Raw genomic sequence first — 22,447 nt, forward strand, 5'->3', positions numbered from 1 at the left:
CTCACAGTCGCTTGACTCCCTTGATCCGTCCGGCGCGTGCGGCGCGGTTGCGGGCGGCCTTGACGCGCAGTCCGCCGCGCTGGCTGCCGATGCGCAGCCCGGTGCCCGCGGCGAGCCAGCCGGCGGCGACGTCGCCGCGGCCGGAGGAGGACTCGGTCAGCGGGTCGTTCACGGTGCGTCTGGCGATGGCCATGATCAGTGGGACGGTGAACGGCGCGAGGAGCAGGTCGTAGACGGCCGCGGTGAACAGCAGGCTGCCCAGGCCCACATGGCGGGCCGCCGTGTCGCCGACGAGGGCGCCGACGCCCGCGTAGAGCAGCGTCGATCCGATCGCCGCCGCGACGACCACGGCCATCGGGAGGAAGGCAGACTTGAGCTGGCCGTTCTCGGGCCTGGCCAGTCCGGCGAGGTAGCCGATGACGCAGAGGACCAGGGCGTAGCGTCCGGCGGCGTGGTCGGCGGGGGGTGCCAGGTCGGCGAGGAGACCCGCGCCGAAGCCGATGAGGGCCCCGCTGACGTGCCCGTACACGAAGGCCAGTCCGAGGACGACCATGAGCAGCAGATCGGGTACGGCTCCGGGAAGCTGGAGCCGGGCGAGTACGGATACCTGGACGACGAGGGCGATCACGACCAGAACGATGGAGAGCAGAGTCCGGTTGACACGCATGGGGATCAGCTCTACCTCTGTTCGTTTACCGCGTTGTCGGCGTTCGGTGTGGCGTTCCCGCTGGGGTTCGGGTCCGGGCTGCCGCTGGGACTCGCGCTCTGGTGGATGTTCCCGACCACGTTGCCGCTGGTGTCGACGATGTCGCCGTTGGGCGAGATGGTGACGGTGACGGTCGGGGTGGGCTTCGGCTTGGCCGGTTTGACGGGCTTCTTCGGCAGGACCGCGTCGCGCGGGTCCTCGCGCGGTGCCTGGACGACGATGCCGACGATGTCGAGCTTGGTGAAGCCGACGAACGGGCGGACGTAGACGGTACGGGTCAGATCGCCACCGGACGGGTCGACGCGGACGACCTCACCGACCGGGACGCCGGGCACGAACGGCTTGTCCTTGCTGGAGCCGAACGTGACAAGGCGGTCGCCCTTCTTGACCTTGGCCTTGCCGTTCAGGAACTGGACGGACAGCGGGCGCGAGCCCTGGCCGGTGGCGAAACCGAGTTCGTCGGTGGACTCCATCCGGGTGCCGACGGTGAAGTCGGGGTCGTTGGCCAGGAGAACCGTGGCGGTGTCCGGACCGACGGTGGTGACGCGGCCGACGAGTCCGTCGCCGTTGAGGACGGTCATGTCGCGCTTGAGGCCGTCCTTGGATCCGGCGTCGATGGTGACCGTCCAGGAGAAGCCCTGGGCCGCTCCTATGGCGATGACCTCGGCGGCCTTGATGCCGTACTGGCCGGCGTCCGACTTCTTGAGCATCTTGTCGAGCTCGCGGACCCGGCTGCGGTTGCGGTCGTCGCTGCCCAGCCTCACCTTGAGCGCGGCGTTCTCCTGCTCCAGCGCGGTGATCTTGTCGTGGCGGGTGCCGGAGGCGCGTACGGCCCCTATGGCGTTGCCCACCGGATCGACCGCTGCCGCCACGCCGTTCTCCACCGGTCCGAAGACGGTGGCGGCGGCCTGCCGGGCGCCGTCCACCGGTGACTCCTCGCCGCCGCGGATGTCCACCGTGATCAGTGCGAATGCGATGGCGATCAGCAGCACCAGGAGCAGCCGGCTCTCTCGTGTGTCCCTCACGTGCGGCGGCCGTGCCTTCCTCGTAGGAATGTTCGTGCCTGTATATCAACGATCCTCCGCGCGGAGCGGCAGCGTCCGCGCGGAGGGCCAGTTGAGTTTCTACCGTCGGGGCTGGGCGTCCAGCACCTGCTGGAGCGCCTCGAACTCCTCGACGCACTTGCCGGAGCCGAGCGCCACGGAGTCCAGCGGGTCCTCGGCGATGTGGATCGGCATGCCCGTCTCGTGGCGCAGCCGCTCGTCGAGGCCGCGCAGCAGCGCGCCGCCGCCGGTGAGGACGATGCCGCGGTCCATGACGTCGCCGGAGAGCTCCGGCGGGCACTTGTCCAGCGTCGTCTTGACCGCGTCGACGATCGCGTTGACCGGCTCCTCGATCGCCTTGCGGACCTCGGCGGCGGAGATGACCACGGTCTTGGGCAGACCCGAGACGAGGTCGCGGCCCCGGATCTCGGTGTGCTCGTCCTTCTCCAGGTCGAACGCCGAACCGATGGTGATCTTGATCTGTTCGGCGGTGCGCTCACCGAGCAGGAGCGAGTACTCCTTCTTGATGTGCTGGATGATCGCGTTGTCCAGTTCGTCACCGGCGACCCGGATCGACTGGGCAGTGACGATTCCGCCGAGCGAGATGACCGCGACCTCGGTGGTGCCGCCACCGATGTCGACGACCATGTTGCCGGTGGCCTCGTGGACCGGCAGACCGGAGCCGATGGCCGCCGCCATGGGCTCCTCGATGATGTGCACCTGGCGCGCGCCGGCCTGCGTCGACGCCTCGATCACGGCGCGTCGCTCGACCCCGGTGATACCGGAGGGCACGCAGACGACGACCCGCGGGCGGGCCAGGTAGCGGCGCTTGTGGATCTTCAGGATGAAGTAGCGGAGCATCCGCTCCGTGATCTCGAAGTCGGCGATCACGCCGTCCTTCAGGGGCCGTACGGCAACGATGTTGCCCGGCGTACGGCCGATCATCTTCTTGGCCTCGGACCCGACCGCGAGAATGCCGCCGGTGTTGGTGTTGATGGCCACGACGGACGGCTCGTTCAGAACGATGCCGCGCCCCCTGACGTACACCAGCGTGTTGGCAGTCCCGAGGTCGATAGCCATGTCACGGCCGATGAACGACATTGAGTTCCCCTTGTTCCCCATGAGGATGCGTCGGGCCTTCCCAAGCGAAAGCGGTGATGGCTTGTTTTGGTAGGCGAGATGAGCGCTGCGGGCGTGGAAGCTTCCATCGTAGTGCCGGACACGCCGACACAGCGCGAGGGTCCTTCGCCATGCTGAGCAGAACGGGTGGCCGTTCCACTCATGGTGACGTTACGTCGGAGTGATGCGTTCCCGCGATCCGGAACCCTATGCCGAAGGGCGACCGAATTACTTCGGTCGCCCCAGGTCATCAGCGCTGTTCGGCTGATCCGAAGTCAGGAAAGTCCCGGAAAGAACAGCTTCATTTCTCGCTCTGCGGACTCCTCGGAGTCCGAGGCGTGGATGAGGTTCTCCCGGGTGATGGTGCCGAAGTCACCACGGATCGATCCGGGCGCGGCGGCGATCGGGTCGGTGGGGCCGGCCAGGGCACGGACGCCCTCGATGACCCGCTCGCCCTCGGCCACCAGGGCGACGATCGGGCCGGACTGCATGAACTCGACGAGCGGCTCGTAGAACGGGCGGCCGACGTGCTCGGCGTAGTGCTGTTCCAGCGTGGCGCGGTCGAGGGTGCGGAGCTCCAGCGCCGTGATCTTCCAGCCGGCCTTGCGCTCGATGCGGCCGACGATTTCGCCGACCAGACCGCGACGGACGGCGTCGGGCTTGAGAAGAACGAGGGTGCGCTGGGTCATGTGCGGCTCCTTGCAGGCATATGGGTGCGGTGAGGCGAGGTTACAGGGGTACGGTGACGGGCCGGCCGCCGGGTTTGGCCGCCCGGTCACAGACCCGCCCGGCCGCTTCCCTCAGGTGCCGGCAGGCGCCTGTGCGGCCTCCTGCGCGGCCCATCGGGCCTTCGCCTCGTCGATCTTTCGGCCGTAGTGCACGGAGGCCCACCACAGGCCGCCGAAGACCAGGCCGAGGATGAACATCATCGGGACGACGAAACCACTGGCGACCAGCGCGATCTGGAGCGCCCAGCCGAGCTGTATGCCGCCGGGTCGGGTGATCATCCCGCAGAGCAGCACGGAGAGCAGCATGCCGATGCCGCAGACCGTCCAGACCGTGGCGGACGTCAGGTCGTCGGACTTCATCGCGACGAGTCCGGCGAACCCGATCACGAAGAACTCGCCGATCAGCGTCGATGCACAGAGCGTACGCACGTCGGTCAGCGCCTTCCCAGAAGCAGCCGGGCCTCGCCGACCGTGATCACGGATCCGGTCACCAGTACCCCGGCGCCCGCGTACTCGTCCTCTTCCTCGGCGAGGGTGATCGCCGCCTCCAGCGCGTCGTCCAGCCGGGGCTCGACCTGGACGCGGTCGTTGCCGAAGACCTCGACGGCGACCGCCGCGAGCTCGTCCGCGTCCATCGCGCGTGCGCTGGAGTTCTGGGTGACGACGACCTCGGCGAAGATCGGCTCGAAGGCTTCCAGGAGCCCTCGCACGTCCTTGTCGCCGCTGGCTCCGACCACACCGATCAGCCGGGAGAAGCCGAACGCCTCGGAGAGCCCCTCGGCGGTGGCCAGGGCGCCTGCCGGGTTGTGCGCGGCGTCCAGGACGACGGTCGGGCTGGAGCGGACCACTTCGAGGCGGCCCGGGGAGATCACCGAGGCGAAGGCCCTGCGGATGATGTCGGCGTCGAGCGATCCGGTCTGCTCGGCACCGATGCCGAAGAACGCCTCGACCGCGCAGAGCGCCACCACCGCGTTGCGCGCCTGGTGGGCGCCGTACAGCGGAAGGAAGATGTTCTCGTACTCGCCGCCGAGACCGCGCAGCGTCAGGAGCTGGCCGCCGACCGCGATCTCCCGGGAGACGACACCGAACTCCATGCCTTCGCGGGCCACGGTGGCGTCGACCTCGACGGCCTTCTTCAGCATCACCTGGGCGGCGTCGACGGGCTGCTGGGCGAGGATGACCGTCGCGCCCTGCTTGATGATCCCGGACTTCTCCACCGCGATCTCGCCCGGTGTGGAGCCCAGGCGGTCGGTGTGGTCCAGGGAGATGGGGGTGACGACGGCGACCGTGGAGTCGATCACGTTCGTCGCGTCCCAGCTGCCTCCCATGCCGACCTCGACGACGGCGACGTCGACCGGCGCGTCGGCGAAGGCCGCGTACGCCATGCCGGTGAGGACCTCGAAGAAGGAGAGCCGGTAGGGCTGCTGTGCGTCGACCATCTCGACGTACGGCTTGATGTCCTCGTAGGTGGAGATGAACCGTTCGGGGTCCATCGGGGAGCCGTCCAGGCTGATCCGCTCGGTGATCGACTGGACGTGCGGCGACGTGTAGCGGCCGGTGCGCAGGTCGAAGGCGCCGAGCAGGGCCTCGATCATGCGCGCGGTGCTCGTCTTGCCGTTGGTCCCCGTGATGTGGATGGAGGGGTAGGCGCGCTGCGGGTCGCCGAGCACGTCCATCAGCGCGGCGATGCGCGCCACGGACGGCTCCAGCTTGGTCTCGCCCCAGCGCCCGGCGAGCTCCTGCTCCACCGCGCGCAGCGCCTTGTCCACCTCCGGATCGGCGGGGCGGGCGGGGACCTCGTCGCCCTGGGGCGGTCCGGAGGCCGCGCGCAGCGTGCGGCTCCCGGCCTCGATCACCGCCAGGTCGGGGTCGCGCTGGGTCGCTTCGTCGACGATCTCCGCGAAGGTCTCGTCGGAGTCGGACGCGTCGTGCCGGTCGGAAGGGCGGGGCTCACTCACGGGGCCAGTCTACGGACCGGCACGGACATCGCGCGCAGCGCCCGGGCGGCCGGGGTACGGCGAAGCCCCCGTACCCCTCGCAGGAGGGGTACGGGGGCTTCGTGACGGTCTCAGCCCTGCGGCAGGGCCGCCAGCTGGCCGGTGATCCGCTCGATGTCGGCCTCGGCCTTGGAGAGCCGGCCACGGATCTTGTCGACCACGTTGTCCGGGGCCTTGGCCAGGAACGCCTCGTTGCCGAGCTTTCCGGTGGCCTGCGCCTTCTCCTTCTGCGCGGCCTCCAGGTCCTTCGTGAGGCGCTTGCGCTCGGCACCGATGTCGATCGTGCCGGACAGGTCGAGGGCGACGGTGGCTCCGGCGACCGGCAGCGACGCGGTGGCGTGGAAGCCGTCGCCGGCCGGCTGCAGACGCAGCAGCTGGCGGATGGCCGCCTCGTGCGCGGCGAGCGCGGTCCCGGTCAGGGTGAGCTCGGCCGGAACCTTCTGGCCGGGCTGCAGGCCCTGGTCGGAGCGGAAGCGGCGGACCTCGGTGACGACCTGCTGGACGAGCTCGATCTCCTTCTCGGCCGCGTCGTCACGGAAGCCGCTGTCCCCCGGCCACTCGGCGATGACGACGGACTCGCGGCCGGTGAGCGCGGTCCAGAGGGTCTCCGTGACGAACGGGACGACGGGGTGCAGCAGGCGCAGCATCACGTCGAGGACCTCGCCCAGGACGCGGCCCGAGACCTCGGCCGGGCGGCCGCCGCCGAAGAACGTGGTCTTGGACAGCTCGACGTACCAGTCGAAGACCTCGTCCCAGGCGAAGTGCCGCAGCGCCTCGCTGAGCTTGGAGAACTGGTAGTCGTCGTAGTACGCGTCGACTTCGGCGACCGTCTTGTTGAGGCGGGACAGGATCCAGCGGTCGGTCACCGACATCTCGTCGGCGGACGGCAGTTCGCCCTCGATCGTCGCGCCGTTCATCAGGGCGAAGCGGGTGGCGTTCCAGATCTTGTTGGAGAACTTGGCGGAGCCCTGGACCCACTCCTCGCCGATCGGGACGTCGGTGCCGGGGTTGGCCCCGCGCGCGAGGGTGAAGCGGAGCGCGTCGGAGCCGTACTTGTCCATCCAGTCCAGCGGGTTGACCACGTTGCCGAAGGACTTCGACATCTTCTTGCCGTGCTCGTCGCGGACCATGCCGTGCAGGACGATCGTCCCGAACGGCGGGACGCCGTCGTTGACGTACAGGCCGAACATCATCATCCGGGCGACCCAGAAGAAGAGGATGTCGTAGCCGGTGACCAGGATGGAGTTCGGGTAGAACTTCGCGAGGCTGTCGGTCTGTTCGGGCCAGCCGAGCGTGGAGAACGGCCACAGGCCGGACGAGAACCACGTGTCCAGGACATCGCTGTCCTGGGTCCAGCCGTCACCGGTGGGCGCCTCGTCGTCCGGTCCGACGCAGACGACCTCGCCGTTCGGGCCGTACCAGACGGGGATGCGGTGGCCCCACCAGAGCTGGCGCGAGATGCACCAGTCGTGGAGGTTGTCGACCCAGTCGAAGTACCGCTTCTCCATCTCCTGCGGGTGGATCTTGACCTTGCCGTCACGGACGGCGTCACCGGCGGCCTTGGCGAGCGGGGCGACCTTGACCCACCACTGGAGGGAGAGCCGCGGCTCGATGGTGGTCTTGCAGCGGGAGCAGTGACCGACGGAGTGGACGTACGGCCGCTTCTCGGCGACGATCCGGCCCTCGGCGCGCAGGGCGGCGACGATGGCGGAACGGGCCTCCAGGCGGTCCAGGCCCTGGAAGGGGCCGGGGGCCGTGATGACGGCGCGCTCGTCGAGGACCGTGAGGAACGGCAGGTCGTGGCGCTTGCCGATCTCGAAGTCGTTCGGGTCGTGCGCGGGGGTCACCTTGACGGCGCCGGTGCCGAACTCGGGGTCGACGTGGTGGTCGGCGACGACCGGGATCGTGCGGTCGGTCAGCGGCAGCTTGATCTGCTTGCCGACCAGGTGCTTGTAGCGCTCGTCGTCGGGGTGGACGGCGACGGCGGTGTCACCGAGCATCGTCTCGGCGCGGGTGGTGGCGACGACGATGGTCTCGGCGCCCTCCCCGTACTGCATGGAGACGAGCTCGCCGTCGTCCTCCTGGTACTCGACCTCGATGTCCGAGATCGCGGTGAGGCAGCGCGGGCACCAGTTGATGATCCGCTCGGCGCGGTAGATCAGCTCGTCGTCGTACATCTGCTTGAAGACGGTCTGGACGGCCTTGGACAGGCCCTCGTCCATGGTGAAGCGCTCACGGGACCAGGCGACGCCCTCGCCCAGGCGGCGCATCTGGCCGGAGATCTGGCCGCCGGACTCGTTCTTCCACTGCCAGACGCGCTCGACGAAGGCCTCGCGGCCCAGGTCGTGGCGGGACTTGCCCTCCTTGCCGAGCTCGCGCTCGACGACGTTCTGGGTGGCGATGCCGGCGTGGTCCATGCCCGGCTGGTAGAGCGCCTCGAATCCCTGCATCCGCTTGCGGCGGACGAGGGCGTCGATCAGCGTGTGCTCGAAGGCGTGTCCCAGGTGCAGGGATCCGGTGACGTTCGGGGGCGGGATGACGATGGAGTACGGCGGCTTGTCGCTGTTCTCGTCCGCCTCGAAGTAACCGCGTTCTACCCAGCGCTCGTACAGCTTCCCCTCTACCTCGGCCGGCGTGTACTGGGTCGGCAGTTCGGGGATGCTGGCTGGCTGCTGCGCTGCGTTCTCGGTCACGCCCCACAGTTTAGGGCCGTCACAGTCATGCACTGAAACCGGTTTGTTCAGTAACGGTGTGCCTCCCGGTGCCCCATCCCCGCGGGCCGTCCGTCAGGATGTTCGGAACGCATAAGCATCACGAACAGGGGACACCGCAGATGAGCTACAACCAGCCGGGCCCGTACGGTGGCCAGCCGCCGCAGGGCCAGCCCGGACCGTACGGCCAGCAGCCGGGCCCCTACGGCGGTCAGCCGCCGCAGGGCCCGCCGCAGGGGCAGCCCGGCTACGGCTACCCGCAGCAGGCCCCCCAGGGCGTCCCGCCCCAGCAGCAGCCCCCGCAGCCGGGCTACGGGTACCCGCAGGCCCAGCAGCCCGGCCCGTACGGCCAGCAGCCCCCCACTCCCCCGTACGGCGGCCAGCCGGTCTACGGCCAGCAGCCGGGCTTCCCGCCGGCCGCCCCGCCGAAGAAGAAGACGGGCCTGATCGTGGGCGGCGTGATCGTGGCGCTGGCGGTCATCGGCGGCGGGGTGTACATGCTGACGTCGGGCGGCGCCAGCAACAGCGACGTCGCGGACTCCACCAAGGGGTACAAGCTGACGCCGGCGGCGACGCTGGACGGGTACAAGAAGCAGGCCGGCTCCGGGGAGTCGGGAGCGCCGACCGGTGAAGAGAAGTCCAGGCTCGAAAATCTTGGCATCAAGAGCCCGCAGAAGGCGGGCGCCAATTATCAGACGGGCACCGAGGACAACCCGCTCGCGGTCAAGACGGTCACGCTCTCGGGGTACTGGGGCGACGTCACCGACCCTGCGAAGGTCATCGACAACGCCTTCAACAACGCGGAGGCGGACTTCAAGGAGGGCTCCGAAGGAATGGAGCTCGAGCGCGTCGGCAGCCCCAAGGCCATGACGCCGGCAGGCTTCAAGGGCGCCCTCATGAAGTGCCAGGACATGAAGGTGCTGAACAAGGACGGCGACGGCACTGCCGCCAAGGGGCCGAAGGAATTCACCATCCCGATCTGCGTCTGGGCCGACTACAGCACGGTGGGCACGGTGATCGGGGTCGACGTGGCCCTCTCCATGACAGGCAAGGGAATGGCTCAGGACGAGGTGGCGGACGTGACCGCCAAGCTCTACAACACCTCCCGCACCAAGATCTGACCCACGCAACGCGAAGGGGCGCCCCGCCGGCCGAACCGGCGGGGCGCCCCTTCGCGTTGGTCTCTACGACACCGCTACGCGGACTTCTCGTGCCGCCCCTCGTCGCCCTTGCCGATCGTCCGCGGCTCGCGCGGGACCAGCGTCGGGTTGACGTTGTTGCGGACCACGTCCGCGGTGATGACGACCCGGGCGACGTCCTTGCGGGACGGCACCTCGTACATCACCGACTGGAGGACTTCCTCCATGATCGCGCGCAGGCCGCGCGCGCCGGTCTGGCGCAGGATCGCCTGATCCGCGATGGCTTCCAGCGCCTCGCGCTCGAACTCCAGCTCCACACCGTCGAGTTCGAAGAGCCGCTGGTACTGCTTCACCAGGGCGTTGCGCGGCTCGATGAGGATCTGGAGCAGTGCCTCGCGGTCCAGGTTGTGGACCGAGGTCAGGACCGGGAGGCGGCCGATGAACTCGGGGATCATCCCGAACTTCACCAGGTCCTCCGGCATGACCTCCTGGAACTGGTCGCTCGCCTGGATCTCCCGCTTGGAGCGGATCGTGGCGCCGAAGCCGATGCCCTTGGCGCCGGCCCGGGACTCGATGATCTTCTCCAGGCCGGAGAAGGCACCGCCCACGATGAACAGCACGTTCGTCGTGTCGATCTGGATGAACTCCTGGTGCGGGTGCTTCCGGCCGCCCTGCGGCGGTACGGAGGCGGTGGTCCCCTCAAGGATCTTCAGCAGGGCCTGCTGAACGCCCTCGCCGGAGACATCGCGGGTGATCGACGGGTTCTCGCTCTTACGGGCGACCTTGTCGATCTCGTCGATGTAGATGATCCCGGTCTCGGCCTTCTTGACGTCGTAGTCCGCGGCCTGAATCAGCTTCAGCAGGATGTTCTCGACGTCCTCACCGACGTAGCCGGCCTCCGTCAGCGCCGTCGCGTCGGCGATGGCGAACGGGACGTTGAGCATGCGGGCCAGTGTCTGCGCGAGGAGGGTCTTGCCCGAGCCCGTGGGGCCGAGCAGCAGGATGTTGGACTTGGCGAGTTCGATCGCGTCGTCACGGTTCGCACCGCCGCCGTTCTCCCCGGCCTGGACCCGCTTGTAGTGGTTGTACACAGCGACCGAGAGGGCCTTCTTCGCGGGCTCCTGCCCGACGACGTATCCCTCGAGGAACTCGTAGATCTCGCGGGGCTTGGGAAGTTCCTCCCAGCGGACCTCGCTCGTCTCCGCGAGCTCCTCCTCGATGATCTCGTTGCAGAGATCGATGCACTCGTCGCAGATGTACACACCGGGTCCCGCGATGAGCTTCTTCACCTGCTTCTGGCTCTTTCCGCAGAACGAGCACTTGAGCAGGTCGCCGCCATCACCGATGCGTGCCACGAGGTGCTTCCCCTTCGCCTGGGAGACGCCTGGTTCAGCGGCTCCTGGTGCCTCTATCCGACGGTACCTTGCCTGGGCCCCCGTTCGGGCCCCCCTTGGCACGGTTCACACGGCCGGGGCCGGGTGACCCTGCCGTACCAAGGGGTAAAGGCCGACGTCAGGCGGCCGCTCCGGCCGCGCTCTTACGGGTCGCGACGATCTGGTCGACCAGGCCGTAGGCGAGGGCGTCATCGGCGGTCAGGATCTTGTCGCGCTCGATGTCGTCACGGATCTTCTCGATCGGCGTGGTGGAGTGCTTGGCCAGCAGCTCCTCCAGCTGGGCCCGCATGCGCAGGATCTCGTTGGCCGCGATCTCCAGGTCGGAGAGCTGCTCACGGCCGGTCTGCGAGGACGGCTGGTGGATCAGGACCCGCGCGTTCGGCAGCGCCAGGCGCTTGCCCGGCGTGCCCGCGGCGAGCAGCACGGCGGCGGCGGAGGCCGCCTGGCCCATGCAGACCGTCTGGATGTCCGGCTTCACGAACTGCATCGTGTCGTAGATCGCGGTGAGCGCGGTGAACGAGCCGCCGGGGCTGTTGATGTAGATCGAGATGTCCCGGTCCGGGTCCATCGACTCCAGGCACAGCAGCTGCGCCATGACGTCGTTGGCGGACGCGTCGTCGATCTGCACGCCGAGGAAGATCACGCGCTCCTCGAAGAGCTTCGCGTACGGGTCGTACTCGCGCACGCCCTGCGAGGTGCGCTCCACGAAGCGCGGGACGATGTAGCGGTTGTCCACCTGCGGGCCGGTGTAGAGGCCGTTAGCGGACGCGCCGGGGAAGTTGTTCATGTGGGTGTTCACCATCCTGGTGGCGTTCTGTGGCTGGATGTCTCGGCGTACGAGAGAAAAGCGGTGCGGTGCGACGCGATCCGGTACTGACCGGGTCAGGCGCCGGTGCCGCCGCCGCCCGGAACGCCCGATGCGACCGTGATGATCTCGTCGATGAGGCCGTACTCCTTGGCCTCCTCCGCGGTGTACCAGCGGTCACGGTCGCCGTCGCGGATGATCGTCTCCACGGTCTGGCCGGAGTGGCGGGCGGTGATCTCCGCCATCCGCTGCTTGGTGCGCAGCAGGTACTGGGCCTGGATCTTGATGTCCGAGGCGGTACCGCCGATACCGGCCGAACCCTGGTGCATGAGGATGTCGGTGTTCGGGAGCGCGAAGCGCTTGCCGGCGGCGCCGCCGGTGAGCAGGAACTGGCCCATGGAGGCCGCCATGCCCATACCGATGGTGACGACGTCGTTCGGGATGTACTGCATGGTGTCGTAGACCGCCATGCCGGCCGTCACCGAACCACCGGGGCTGTTGATGTAGAGGTAGATGTCCTTGTCCGGCTCGGCGGCAAGGAGGAGGAGCTGCGCGGTGATCTTGTTGGCGATGTCATCGTCGACCTGCTGACCGAGGAAGATGATGCGTTCGCCGAGCAGTCGGCTGTAGACCTGGTCACCGAGGCCTCCACCGAGGGACGGCTCTCCGGCGGCGTAGGGCATCAGATTCGTCACGTATCCACCTGCTCGTCTCTGACGGCTCCGGCCGTCTCAGCGTCTTCGTACCGGGTGGGCCGGGACTCCCCGACCCTTCCTCTTCATGGACCCTAACGCGCAGGTGGGACAACGCCATCCCGCTTCCGCAACTGTTCGCTGGGAGCGCAAGCTCCGCAGTCCGCACAAGGGTTGTGGGGGGCGTCCGCCGATACGACGACGGGCTCCGGACGCGGTGGCGTCCGGAGCCCGTCGTGCGGGTTCAGCGCGAGGCTCAGGCCTCGGTCTTCTCCTCGGCGACGTCGGCGGTGCCCTCGGCGGCCTCGACCACCTCGGTTGCCTCCTCCGTCGTCTCCTCGTCGTCCTCCAGCTCGACGACCTCACCGTTGGTGTCGATGACCTTGGCGGCCTCGACGACCACGGCCAGCGCCTTGCCGCGGGCGACCTCGCCGACGAGCATCGGCACCTGGCCGCCTTCGACGACGGCCTGGGCGAACTGGTCGGGGCTCATGCCGGAGGACTGCGCGCGCCGCAGGAGGTGCTCGGTGAGCTCCTCCTGGTTGACGTTCAGCTTCTCCTTGTTGACGAGCTCGTCCAGGATGAACTGGGTCTTGATGCCCTTGACGGCCTGCTCGGACGTCTCGGCCTCGAACTCCTCGAGGGTCTTGCCCTGGATCTCCAGGTACTTCTCGAGGTCGAGACCCATCTGGCCGAGCTGGTGGTGCTCCAGGTTGTGCTTGCGGGTCTGGACCTCGTCCGCGAGCAGCTTCTCCGGGATCGGGACCTCGGCGAGCTTCAGCAACTCCTCGAGGACGCGCTCCTGGGCCTGGGTGGCCTGCTCGTACTGCTTGGTCTCCTCCAGGCGCTTGCGGCTGTCCGCCTTCAGCTCCTCCAGCGTGTCGAACTCGCTGGCCATCTGGGCGAACTCGTCGTCCAGCTCGGGGAGCTCACGGGCGGCGACGGCGGTGACCGTGACGGTGACCTCCGCGTCCTTGCCCTCGGCGGAGCCGCCCTTCAGCTGGGAGGTGAAGGTGGCCTCGCCACCCGCCTCCAGGCCGGTGACGGCGTCGTCGATGCCTTCGAGGAGCTCGCCGGAACCGATGGTGTACGAGACACCCTCGGCCACGCCGTCCTCGAGGACCTCGCCCTCGACCTTGGCCTGCAGGTCGATCGTGACGACGTCACCCTCGGCGGCGGCGCGCTCGACCGGGTTGGTCGAGGCGAAGCGCTCACGGAGCTGCTCCACGGCCTTCTCGACGTCCTCGTCGCTGACCTCAAGGGCGTCGACGGTGACCTCGATGCCGGAGTAGTCCGGGATCTCGATCTCGGGGCGTACGTCAACCTCGGCGGTGAAGGACAGCAGTTCGCCGTCCTTCAGCTCCGTGATGTCGACCTCCGGCTGGCCGAGGACGTTGAGCTCGCCCTCGTTGACGGCCTCGGTGTAGAACTTCGGGAGCGCGTCGTTGACGGCCTCCTCCAGCACTGCGCCACGGCCGAACCGCTGGTCGATGACCCGGTTGGGGATCTTGCCCTTGCGGAACCCCTTCACCGTGACCTGCTGGTTGATCTTCTTGTACGCCGCGTCGAGGCTGTCCTTGAGCTCCTCGAAGGGCACCTCAATGCTGAGCCGAACCCGGGTCGGGTTCAGGGTCTCCACGGCGCTCTTCACGGTTCGGTCTCCTTGGTGGCTGACTTCTTGGGGTTCTGCTCCACCGCACAGGAGGCGGCTTCGCGGACCGAGCCCGGTACATCAGACACACGGGCACGCATTTTGCATAGTAACGGCAAGGGGGAGAACTCCCACAATGCGATCTTGCCGGTGGTCGGGGTGGCCGGATTCGAACCGACGACCTTCCGCTCCCAAAGCGGACGCGCTACCAAGCTGCGCCACACCCCGTCGGTGCGACACGTAGGGTACATGCAGACAGGCGGTGCATCGGACGCTTTACGCGGGCTTCGCCGGACTCGGCGCCGCGCGTCGCCATCGGGTGTGCGGGCAGCGCCTGCGACCCGCTACGATGCTTCTCGTGCCGCGGTCCCGGTGACCTGCGGTGCGCTGCATGCGGGCGTAGCTCAATGGTAGAGCCCTAGTCTTCCAAACTAGCTACGCGGGTTCGATTCCCGTCGCCCGCTCCATGCTTCGGGCCCGGCCCGGCGGATCCCCTCGGGGATGTCCGCCGGACCGGGCCCTTCGCATGTCCCGGGGGCCCGGCCCCGGGGCGGTCGCACCGCCCCGGGGCCGGAGGCCTCAGAAGCTGATCTGGTTGATGCTCTGCGCTATCGATTCCATGAACCTCTGGATCGACGGCGCCATGCCGGTCGATGCCAGGAAGAAGCCGAAGAGCGCCGCGACGACCGCGGGTCCGGCCTTGATGGAACCGCCTCGGATCATGACCACCAGGATGATCGCGAAAAGAAGCACCACAGACAGCGAAATGGCCACGACTGCTCACACCCTCGGTCGGTCCGCCTTGCCGGCCCGGAGGTGTACGGCCACGCACTCCTCCGTTGCCGTCCATGGTGCCACCAACTCCCCTGTGGTCGCTGCCAGGTGACGAATCGACCTGGCGATATCGCGCCAACTTGCGCCCCCTGCGCCCCCTGTGCGCCCTGCGCGCCGGTCGCTTGACGGGTCCGGGCGCAGCCGCGGCCGGGCAGCCGCGCGGAGGGCACCGGAGCGCTCAGCAGGGAAAATCCCGGACGGCGCAGCAATTGCAACGGCGGTCGTTTCCGTACCCACACAGTTTATTCACAGGCATTACCCGCACCCAGGCGAGACGTAATTCACCCACCCCAACTACCTGCCGATATGCACGATTTAAGCGGGATTAACACGTCCATATCGGACAGATTTCGATGGTTTGGCATTTGATCAGACGGGAACGCGCGATATTCGACGGCGGTTTTACGAATTGCAATCGAGACGTCTAGGGTGCCTGAGATGTTCCAAGCTCCGAACGTATTTCAGAGGGCCACGCTCCCACCGGCGACCCGGGAGTCGGAGCCCAGACGCCAAGCACCGACGGCGACGGACAACGGGCCCGCACAGGCCCCCGCCCGGCCTGCGCAGCCGGCCGGTGCCGAGCGGACGGCCGGCGCGAAGAGGCGTGACGCCTACTTCGACAATGCCAAGTACCTGGCCATCGTGCTGGTCGCGGTGGCCCACTCGTGGGTGCCGGTCATGGACGGGAGCAGGGCCGCGCGTGCGCTGTACATGGTGACGTACACGTTCCACATGCCGGCCTTCATCATCATCTCCGGTTATTTCTCACGCTCGTTCGACATGAGTCCGGCCAAGGTGAAACGTCTGGTCACCGGAGTCGCCGTGCCGTACGTGGTGTTCGAGACGGCGTACTCGCTGTTCCGGCGGTACGCGGACGACCCCGGCGCCCCGATCACCCTGACCGAGCCCTGGTACCTGACCTGGTTCCTGGCCGCCCTGTTCATCTGGCGGCTCACCACACCTCTGTGGCGCAGCCTGCGTCACCCGATGGCGGTCTCGCTCGTCATCGCGTCCCTTGCCTCGCTCGCCCCCAGCATCGGAAACGATCTCGACCTGCCGCGCGTCCTGCAGTTCCTGCCGTACTTCGTGCTCGGGCTCCAACTCAAGCCCGAGCATTTCCAGTTGGTCCGCCGCCGCGAGGTGCGGATGATCGCCGTGCCGCTGTTCGCGGTCGCGCTGGTCTTCGCGTACTGGGCGGCGCCCCGGATGGAGCTGGGCTGGTTCCTGCACAACTCGGCCGCCCAGGACATGGGCAATCCGTGGTGGACCGGCGTGGTGATGACGTTCGCGCTGTTCGGCTGCGCGACGCTGCTCACCGCCGCCTTCCTGTCCCTGGTCCCCCGGCGCCACATGTGGTTCACCGTGCTCGGGGCCGGCACGATCTGCGGCTATCTGCTGCACGGGTTCATGGTGAAGGGCGCCACGTATACGGGTGTCTTCGACCGGAACGAGTGGCTGATCTCCCCGACCGGACTGGTACTGGTCAGCGTCGTCGCCGCGGCCGGGGTGACGCTGCTGTGCACTCCGCCGGTGCGGCGCGTCCTGCGCTGTGTGACCGAGCCGGACATGAACTGGGCGTTCCGGCGGGAGTCGGCGAAGCTCTGAGACCGGGACATCGCACCCGCGGACATCCGCGTACACCGGAGCCCGGCCCGCTCATGGGCCGGGCTCCGACGTGTTGGCTCAATCCTGCTGCTCGGCGGGCGGTTGCGGTGCGGTGAGCCCGAGCAGCCCCCGTACCAGCGCATACTTCTCGCTCAGCCGGGTACGGGTCGCCGGTTCCAGCACCGCGAGGCGGGCCGGGTCGGCGTTGTGCGCGAGGTCGGCCTCCTTGATCAGCAGGGCGCCGGGCGTGGCCAGGATGCGTCGGGTGTACGCCGTCAGATCCTCGCCGTCCCGCTTGGTGACGGCCAGCACCATGTCCTTGACCTGCGGCGGAAGTGCGGCATCGGCCAGCCACCGCTCCGTCAGGGCGTCGTCCTCGACGGCGTCGTGCAGCCAGGCCGCGGCAATCTGGTCGTCGCTGCCACCCCGGGCCCGTACCCCCTCGGCAACGGCCGCGAGGTGCTCGCTGTACGGCCTGCCCGCCTTGTCCCGCTGTTCGGCATGGGCCTCGCGGGCGATCGCCTCGACTTCGGTCAGGGTCAACTGTGCTCGTGATGCGGTCATGGCCCGAGCCTAGGAGGGGTCGCACCGCCGATGCCCGCCCTTCGTCGCGAGGCCGTCGGGGTCGTCGGGGCCGTCGGGGCCGTCGAGGCCGTCGGGGCCGTCGAGGCCGTCGGGGCCGTCGGGGCCGTCATAGTTGCAGCGTCAATCGTTCGGTAAACTAATTACTGACGATTTCTTGACGCTCTCTTGACCCGACGACCCGACGACCCGACGAAGGATCAAGCTCATCGGACACGCAGACACGCTCATCGCCATGGGCGGCGCCTTCCTCGCCGCCGCAGTGCTCGCCCGCGTCGGCAGCCGCATCGGACTGCCGACCATCCCCCTGTTCATCCTGGCCGGGATCCTCCTCGGCCCGCACACCCCCGGCATCGTGCTCGTCGCCGACCCGCACGACCTGGAGATGCTCTCCGCACTCGGCCTGGTGCTGCTGCTCTTCTACCTCGGCCTGGAGTTCCACCTCGACGACCTCAAAGCGGGCGGCCGCAAGATGGCGGTCGCGGGCGGCGCCTATCTCGCCCTGAACGTCGGTGCCGGACTCGGCTTCGGCTTCGCGCTCGGCTGGGGCACATCGGAGGCACTGGTCCTCGCCGGGGTGCTCGGCATCTCCTCGTCGGCCATCGTCACCAAGGTCCTGGTGGACCTCGGCCGCATCGGCAACCCGGAGACCAAGCCGATCCTCGGCATCATCGTCGTCGAGGACGTGTTCCTCGCCCTGTACCTGGCGGCCCTCCAGCCCATCCTCTCGGGCGCCGACAGCCTCGCGTCGGCCGCGGTCGACGGCGGCAAGGCCTTCGGCTTCCTGCTGCTCCTCGCGCTGGCCGCCCGGTTCGGCACCAAGGTCATCGGCAAGCTCATCAACACCCGGGACGACGAACTCCTCGTCATCTCCTTCCTCGGCGCCGCCGTCCTCGTGGCCGGGATCTCCGAGTGGTTCGGGGTCGCGGACGCCATCGGCGCCTTCATGGTGGGCCTGATGCTCGGCAGCACCACCTCGGGGGAACGCATCCTCAAGCTGGTGCATCCGCTGCGGGACGCCTTCGGAGCGATCTTCTTCTTCGCGTTCGGCCTCTCCATCAACCCCGGCGACCTGCCGACCGTGCTGTGGCCGGTGCTCGCCGCCGTGGCGGTGACCCTCGCCATGAACGTCGTCGCGGGACTCGCCGCCGCCAAGGTGTACGCGTTCGGCGCGCAGGCCACGGCGAACATCTCCACGACCCTGGTGGCGCGCGGCGAGTTCGCGCTGATCCTCGCCACGATGGCGGCGGGCGCGGGGCTGGACGAACGGCTCTCCCCGTTCATCGCGGGCTATGTGCTGGTCCTCGCGGTCCTGGCTCCCCTGGCCGCCGGGCGCTCGCACTGGCTGGCCCGGTTGCTGCCCGGCGGGCGCGAGGCGGTTCCGCTCCCGATCCGGTGATGGACCTGTCCGTGTTGACGTGCATCCGGTTCGGGCCGGTTCCGTACGGTTCCGGATTCAGGACCGGCGCGACAGCAGCAGCAGCGCCCGGTCGTCGTTGACGTCCTTGGCGCAGGCCTCGATGAGATGCCAGGCCGCACCCTCGAAGCCCGTGGTGACATAGCGGTCGGCCTCGCCCGTCAGCCGGTCGATGCCTTCCGCGATGTCCCGGTCGGATGCCTCCACCAGACCGTCGGTGAACAGCATCAGGACGTCGCCGGGCGCGAGATGGCCCTTCACGGCGTCGAACTCCGCCCCGTCGTACACCCCGAGCAGCGGGCCCTCCGCCGCCATCTCCTCCCACTGGCCGCTGCCGGCGTGGAGCTGGAGGGCCGGCGGGTGGCCCGCCGAGAGGAGTTCGTAGTCGCCCGACTCCAGGTCCAGCACCAGATGGATGGAGGTGGCGAAGCCCTCGTCCCAGTCCTGGCGCAGCAGATAGCCGTTGGCCGCGGGCAGGAAGCCGTGCGGCGGCAGCGATCCGAGCAGTCCGCCGAAGGCGCCGGAGAGCAGCAGCGCCCTGGAGCCGGCGTCCATGCCCTTGCCGGAGACGTCGGTGAGCACGGCCTCCAGGGTGCGGCCGCCGTTGGTGCGGGCCGCCACGACGAAGTCCCCGGAGAAGGACTGGCCGCCGGCCGGGCGCAGCGACATCTCGCGGTGCCAGCCCTGCGGGAGGCGGGGCAGGGCGCTCTGGATCCGGATGCGTTCGCGCAGGTCGAAGAGCATGGTGCCACCGCGTCGCCACGGCACGCCGACCCTGGCGCGGAACTGGGCGAGGATCAGGCCCAGGAACCCGCAGGCGGCGACCGTCAGCACGGTGCCGGGGGTGACCCGGGCCGGGCCGTCCTCGTACGGGCCGAGCCAGAGGGATTCCACGATCAGGGCCGCGGCGGCGGTCGCGTACAGGCCGAGCAGGCTGGCGGGCCGCAGCAGCAGGCCGCCCGCGACGATCGGCAGGACGAGCACGGTCGGCGAGCACCACACCGGGTTCAGCAGGGTCGCGCAGGTGATCGCCGGAATGGTCAGCAGCAGCGCGGCCAGAGCGATCCAGTCCGAGCCGTCCCCGCGGAAGTAGTCGACCCCGGAGCGGCGCAGCGTGGTGCGTACCCGGTGCGCCGATTTCCTCAATCGGGCCGGATATGTCTCTGCTCCTGCGCGTCGGGCCATTGCGGGGACCTTATCCACCCGACGGGCTCCGGTGCAGGGGGACCCCTGTGACAATGTGTTCGAAAACGACTCGCCCCGCTGTGAAAGCCCTGGTAGGGATGGCATATGACAACTGAGCTCCGTGTTTTGCAGCCTTCCGAATGGAACAAGTGGTTCTCGTCCCTGGAGCTCGCGTTCGGAGGGTCCGAGGAGCCCGCCGAGCAGCGCGAGCAGTACCGGTCCGTGACCGAGTACGAACGGTCCCTCGGGATCTGGGACGGCGACGACGTGGTCGCGACGGCGGGTGCGTTCACGTTCCGGTTGGCCGTGCCCGGTGGAGCACTGGTTCCTGCGGCCGGAGTCACGATGGTGAGCGTCTCCTCCACGCACCGCAGGCGCGGTCTGCTGACCTCGATGATGCGCCGCCAGCTCGACGACGTACGGGCCCTGGGTGAGCCGATCGCGGTGCTGACGGCGTCGGAGCCGGAGATCTACGGCCGCTTCGGGTACGGGGCGGCGACCCGCCAGATGTCCCTGGCGATCGACACGGACCGGGTGCGGCTGAGCGTGCCCGAGGGCACGGACGAGGTCCGGTTGCGGTACGCGCGCGAGGACGAGGCGGTCGAGGCGTGCGAGAGCGTGTACGCGCGGCTCGTCCCGGGCCGGCCGGGCACCCCGGCCCACGGCCCCGGCTGGGAGCGCAAGTCGCTGATCGATCCGGAGAGTTCCCGCGCGGGCGGCTCGGCGCTGCAGTGTCTGCTGGCGGAACGTGACGGCGAACTCGTCGGCTACACGAACTACCACATCAAGCCGGACTGGAACGATGCGGGCCCCAAGGGGCGCATCGTGGTGAGCGATCTGGCGGCGCTCGACCCGGCGGCCTACGCGGCGCTGTGGCGGTTCCTGTTCGCGATCGACCTGACGTCGACGGTCGAGGCGCGGAACCGGCCGACGGACGACGCGGTGCTGCATCTGGTGTCGGACGTACGGCGGTGCGACATCCGCCAGCGGGACTCGCTCCATCTGCGACTGGTGGACGTGGGCGCCGCGCTGGAGGCGCGGACCTACCGGGGGCCGCTGGACGTCGTGTTCGAGGTCGAGGACGCGTTCTGCCCCTGGAACGCCGGACGTTGGCGGCTGACCGCCGACGCGAAGGGCGGCGCGTCGTGCAAGCGCACCGAGGACGCGGCCGATCTGGCCCTGTCCGTACGGGAGTTGGGCACCGCCTACCTGGGCGGCGAGTCACTGGGCTCACTGGCCCTGGCCGGGCGGGTCCGGGAGCTGCGGGCCGGGGCGGTGGCGGAGGCGTCGTCGGCGTTCCTGTCCGACGTGGCGCCGTGGCTGCCGCGGGGGTTCTAGACGGGGCCGGTGGCTGCCGCGGGGGTTCTAGACGGGGCCGGTGGCTGCCGCGGGGCCCGGGGGGTGCGGGTCCGTCCGGTGACGGGCTTCGTCCTCAATCGCCGGACGGGCTGATCCTCTGGCAGTCCGGGCACCAGAACAGGTTCCGGGCCGCCAGGTCCGCCGTGCGGATCTCCGTGCCGCAGATGTGGCAGGCCTGCCGGGCGCGCCGGTAGACGTACACCTCACCGCCGTGGTCGTCCACGCGCGGCGGGCGGCCCATCGCCTCGGGCAGGTGCTCGGGGCGCACGGTGTCAATGCGGTTGTTCCGTACGCCCTCGCGCATCAGCGCGCCCAGGTCCGCCCAGATCGCGTCCCACTCGCGACGGGTGAGGTCCTTGCCGGCCCGGTACGGGTCGATGCCGTGCCGGAACAGCACCTCGGCGCGGTAGACGTTGCCCACGCCCGCGACGACCTTCTGGTCCATCAGCAGGGCGGCGACGGTGATCCGGCTGCGGGAGATCCGCTGCCAGGCGCGCTCGCCGTCATCGCCGGGGCGCAGCGGGTCGGGGCCCAGCCGGTCGTGTATCGCGCGCTTCTCGGCGTCGGTGATCAGGGCGCAGGTGGTGGGGCCGCGCAGGTCCGCGTGGTGCGCGTCGTTCAGGAGGCGGAGCCGGACCGTGTCGGTGGGCGGCGGGGCCGGGACCGTACCGAATCCGAGCTTGCCGAACAGGCCGAGGTGGATGTGCACCCAGCCGGAGTCCTCGAAGCCGAGGAAGAGGTGCTTGCCGTGGGCTTCCGCGCCTTCCAGGACCCGGCCGTCGAGAAGGGCGGCGCCGGCGGAGAACCTTCCCTGCGGGCTGCTCACCCGCGCGGGCCGTCCGGCGAACCTGTCCCGGTGATCGGCCGCGAGGCGGTGGATCGTGTGTCCCTCGGGCACGGCTGCGGTTCTCCTCGTTGAGGCGCGGGCGGACATGGCTGTGCCGCCGGGGGTACCGGCGGCACGGTTCAGGATATGGGGTGGTCAGCCCTGCTGCGGGTGGTGGGCCGGGATCGGGGGGAGCTCGCCGGTGTTCTCGTACGCAGTGAGCATCTCGATGCGGCGGGTGTGCCGCTCCTCGCCCGAGTACGGGGTGGAGAGGAAGATCTCGACGAACTTCGTGGACTCCTCGGCCGTGTGCATCCGGCCGCCGATGGAGATCACGTTGGCGTTGTTGTGCTCGCGGCCCAGCGCGGCGGTCTGCTCGCTCCAGGCGAGTGCGGCGCGGACGCCCTTGACCTTGTTCGCGGCCATCTGCTCGCCGTTGCCGGAGCCACCGATCACGATGCCGAGGCTGTCCGGGTCCGCGGCCGTCTTCTCGGCGGCGCGCAGGCAGAACGGCGGGTAGTCGTCCTGGGCGTCATAGATGTGAGGACCGCAGTCGACGACTTCGTGGCCCTGTGTATTGAGCCACTCGACGAGGTGGTTCTTGAGTTCGTAACCGGCATGGTCGGATCCGAGGTACACGCGCATGGGAGGAGT

The 22,447-nt window shown here is 69.0% G+C and carries 20 protein-coding genes and 2 tRNA genes; 5 read left to right on the top strand and 17 right to left on the bottom strand.

What is annotated here, in order from left to right; all coding sequences use genetic code 11:
* Position 1: 1 nt before the first annotated feature.
* The 7 genes from mreD to OG446_RS11485 all read right to left on the bottom strand — a co-directional run bounded on the left by mreD (position 2) and on the right by OG446_RS11485 (position 8,286).
* Positions 2–667 carry a rod shape-determining protein MreD gene (gene mreD / locus OG446_RS11455; RefSeq protein ID WP_148018676.1) on the bottom strand — a complete coding sequence of 222 codons (666 nt, stop codon included), beginning with the start codon at positions 665–667 and terminating at the stop codon, positions 2–4.
* Positions 668–678: 11 nt separating this feature from the next.
* The gene (gene mreC, locus OG446_RS11460; protein WP_328893931.1) at positions 679–1,731 is read right to left on the bottom strand and encodes a rod shape-determining protein MreC; all 1,053 of its coding nucleotides are present in this window, start codon (positions 1,729–1,731) and stop codon (positions 679–681) included.
* Between the two features lie 99 nt (positions 1,732–1,830).
* Positions 1,831–2,850 carry a rod shape-determining protein gene (locus OG446_RS11465; protein ID WP_148018678.1) on the bottom strand — a complete coding sequence of 340 codons (1,020 nt, stop codon included), beginning with the start codon at positions 2,848–2,850 and terminating at the stop codon, positions 1,831–1,833.
* A gap of 293 nt (positions 2,851–3,143) precedes the next feature.
* Complete coding sequence (gene ndk, locus OG446_RS11470; RefSeq protein ID WP_018103190.1) at positions 3,144–3,557, bottom strand: nucleoside-diphosphate kinase; 414 nt, start codon at positions 3,555–3,557, stop codon at positions 3,144–3,146.
* Positions 3,558–3,668: 111 nt separating this feature from the next.
* Complete coding sequence (locus tag OG446_RS11475; protein WP_328893932.1) at positions 3,669–4,025, bottom strand: DUF4233 domain-containing protein; 357 nt, start codon at positions 4,023–4,025, stop codon at positions 3,669–3,671.
* A gap of 5 nt (positions 4,026–4,030) precedes the next feature.
* Positions 4,031–5,554, bottom strand: a complete 1,524-nt coding sequence (folC, locus tag OG446_RS11480) for a bifunctional tetrahydrofolate synthase/dihydrofolate synthase (protein WP_328893933.1) — start codon at positions 5,552–5,554, stop codon at positions 4,031–4,033.
* 110 nt (positions 5,555–5,664) lie between these two features.
* A complete protein-coding gene (locus OG446_RS11485) occupies positions 5,665–8,286 on the bottom strand; it encodes a valine--tRNA ligase (protein WP_328893934.1) in 2,622 nt (873 codons plus the stop codon).
* Between the two features lie 140 nt (positions 8,287–8,426).
* Between OG446_RS11485 and OG446_RS11490 the strand changes: the two genes are divergently transcribed.
* Positions 8,427–9,425, top strand: a complete 999-nt coding sequence (locus tag OG446_RS11490) for a hypothetical protein (protein WP_328893935.1) — start codon at positions 8,427–8,429, stop codon at positions 9,423–9,425.
* A gap of 74 nt (positions 9,426–9,499) precedes the next feature.
* Here the strand turns inward: OG446_RS11490 and clpX are convergent, their stop codons facing one another.
* From clpX to OG446_RS11515, 5 genes are all read right to left on the bottom strand, one after another.
* Complete coding sequence (clpX, locus tag OG446_RS11495; RefSeq protein WP_148018684.1) at positions 9,500–10,798, bottom strand: ATP-dependent Clp protease ATP-binding subunit ClpX; 1,299 nt, start codon at positions 10,796–10,798, stop codon at positions 9,500–9,502.
* Between the two features lie 157 nt (positions 10,799–10,955).
* Positions 10,956–11,639, bottom strand: coding sequence for an ATP-dependent Clp protease proteolytic subunit (locus OG446_RS11500; protein WP_306070064.1), 684 nt, complete (start codon positions 11,637–11,639; stop codon positions 10,956–10,958).
* Positions 11,640–11,719: 80 nt separating this feature from the next.
* A complete protein-coding gene (locus tag OG446_RS11505; RefSeq protein WP_168713553.1) occupies positions 11,720–12,325 on the bottom strand; it encodes an ATP-dependent Clp protease proteolytic subunit in 606 nt (201 codons plus the stop codon).
* 265 nt (positions 12,326–12,590) lie between these two features.
* On the bottom strand, positions 12,591–13,985 hold the full coding sequence (gene tig / locus OG446_RS11510; RefSeq protein ID WP_328893936.1) for a trigger factor: 1,395 nt from the start codon (positions 13,983–13,985) through the stop codon (positions 12,591–12,593).
* A gap of 151 nt (positions 13,986–14,136) precedes the next feature.
* Positions 14,137–14,213 (bottom strand) — tRNA-Pro (locus OG446_RS11515).
* A 165-nt stretch (positions 14,214–14,378) separates the two neighbouring features.
* On the opposite strand from OG446_RS11515, the gene OG446_RS11520 reads away from it, so the two are divergent.
* A tRNA-Gly gene (locus OG446_RS11520) sits at positions 14,379–14,452 on the top strand.
* A 112-nt stretch (positions 14,453–14,564) separates the two neighbouring features.
* Here the strand turns inward: OG446_RS11520 and OG446_RS11525 are convergent.
* Positions 14,565–14,759, bottom strand: coding sequence for a hypothetical protein (locus tag OG446_RS11525; protein ID WP_328893937.1), 195 nt, complete (start codon positions 14,757–14,759; stop codon positions 14,565–14,567).
* Positions 14,760–15,257: 498 nt separating this feature from the next.
* Here OG446_RS11525 and OG446_RS11530 point away from each other — a divergent pair, with 498 nt between their 5' ends.
* Positions 15,258–16,424 carry an acyltransferase family protein gene (locus OG446_RS11530; protein ID WP_328893938.1) on the top strand — a complete coding sequence of 389 codons (1,167 nt, stop codon included), beginning with the start codon at positions 15,258–15,260 and terminating at the stop codon, positions 16,422–16,424.
* 78 nt (positions 16,425–16,502) lie between these two features.
* Here OG446_RS11530 and OG446_RS11535 read toward each other — a convergent pair whose 3' ends face one another.
* Positions 16,503–16,988, bottom strand: coding sequence for an HD domain-containing protein (locus OG446_RS11535; protein ID WP_328893939.1), 486 nt, complete (start codon positions 16,986–16,988; stop codon positions 16,503–16,505).
* Positions 16,989–17,241: 253 nt separating this feature from the next.
* Here OG446_RS11535 and OG446_RS11540 point away from each other — a divergent pair, with 253 nt between their 5' ends.
* The gene (locus OG446_RS11540; protein WP_328893940.1) at positions 17,242–18,405 is read left to right on the top strand and encodes a cation:proton antiporter; all 1,164 of its coding nucleotides are present in this window, start codon (positions 17,242–17,244) and stop codon (positions 18,403–18,405) included.
* 57 nt (positions 18,406–18,462) lie between these two features.
* Here OG446_RS11540 and OG446_RS11545 read toward each other — a convergent pair whose 3' ends face one another.
* Entirely contained in the window at positions 18,463–19,608 is a 1,146-nt protein-coding gene (locus OG446_RS11545) for a PP2C family protein-serine/threonine phosphatase (RefSeq protein ID WP_328893941.1), read from the bottom strand.
* 105 nt (positions 19,609–19,713) lie between these two features.
* Here OG446_RS11545 and OG446_RS11550 point away from each other — a divergent pair, with 105 nt between their 5' ends.
* The gene (locus OG446_RS11550; protein WP_328893942.1) at positions 19,714–20,946 is read left to right on the top strand and encodes a GNAT family N-acetyltransferase; all 1,233 of its coding nucleotides are present in this window, start codon (positions 19,714–19,716) and stop codon (positions 20,944–20,946) included.
* Between the two features lie 94 nt (positions 20,947–21,040).
* On the opposite strand, the gene OG446_RS11555 is transcribed toward OG446_RS11550, so the two are convergent.
* Together OG446_RS11555 and OG446_RS11560 are read right to left on the bottom strand one after the other, a co-directional pair.
* Complete coding sequence (locus OG446_RS11555) at positions 21,041–21,865, bottom strand: Fpg/Nei family DNA glycosylase (protein ID WP_328893943.1); 825 nt, start codon at positions 21,863–21,865, stop codon at positions 21,041–21,043.
* A gap of 84 nt (positions 21,866–21,949) precedes the next feature.
* Positions 21,950–22,438, bottom strand: coding sequence for a ribose-5-phosphate isomerase (locus OG446_RS11560; RefSeq protein WP_328893944.1), 489 nt, complete (start codon positions 22,436–22,438; stop codon positions 21,950–21,952).
* Positions 22,439–22,447 lie beyond the last annotated feature (9 nt).

The organism is Streptomyces sp. NBC_00236 (assembly GCF_036195045.1).
Lineage (GTDB): Bacteria > Actinomycetota > Actinomycetes > Streptomycetales > Streptomycetaceae > Streptomyces.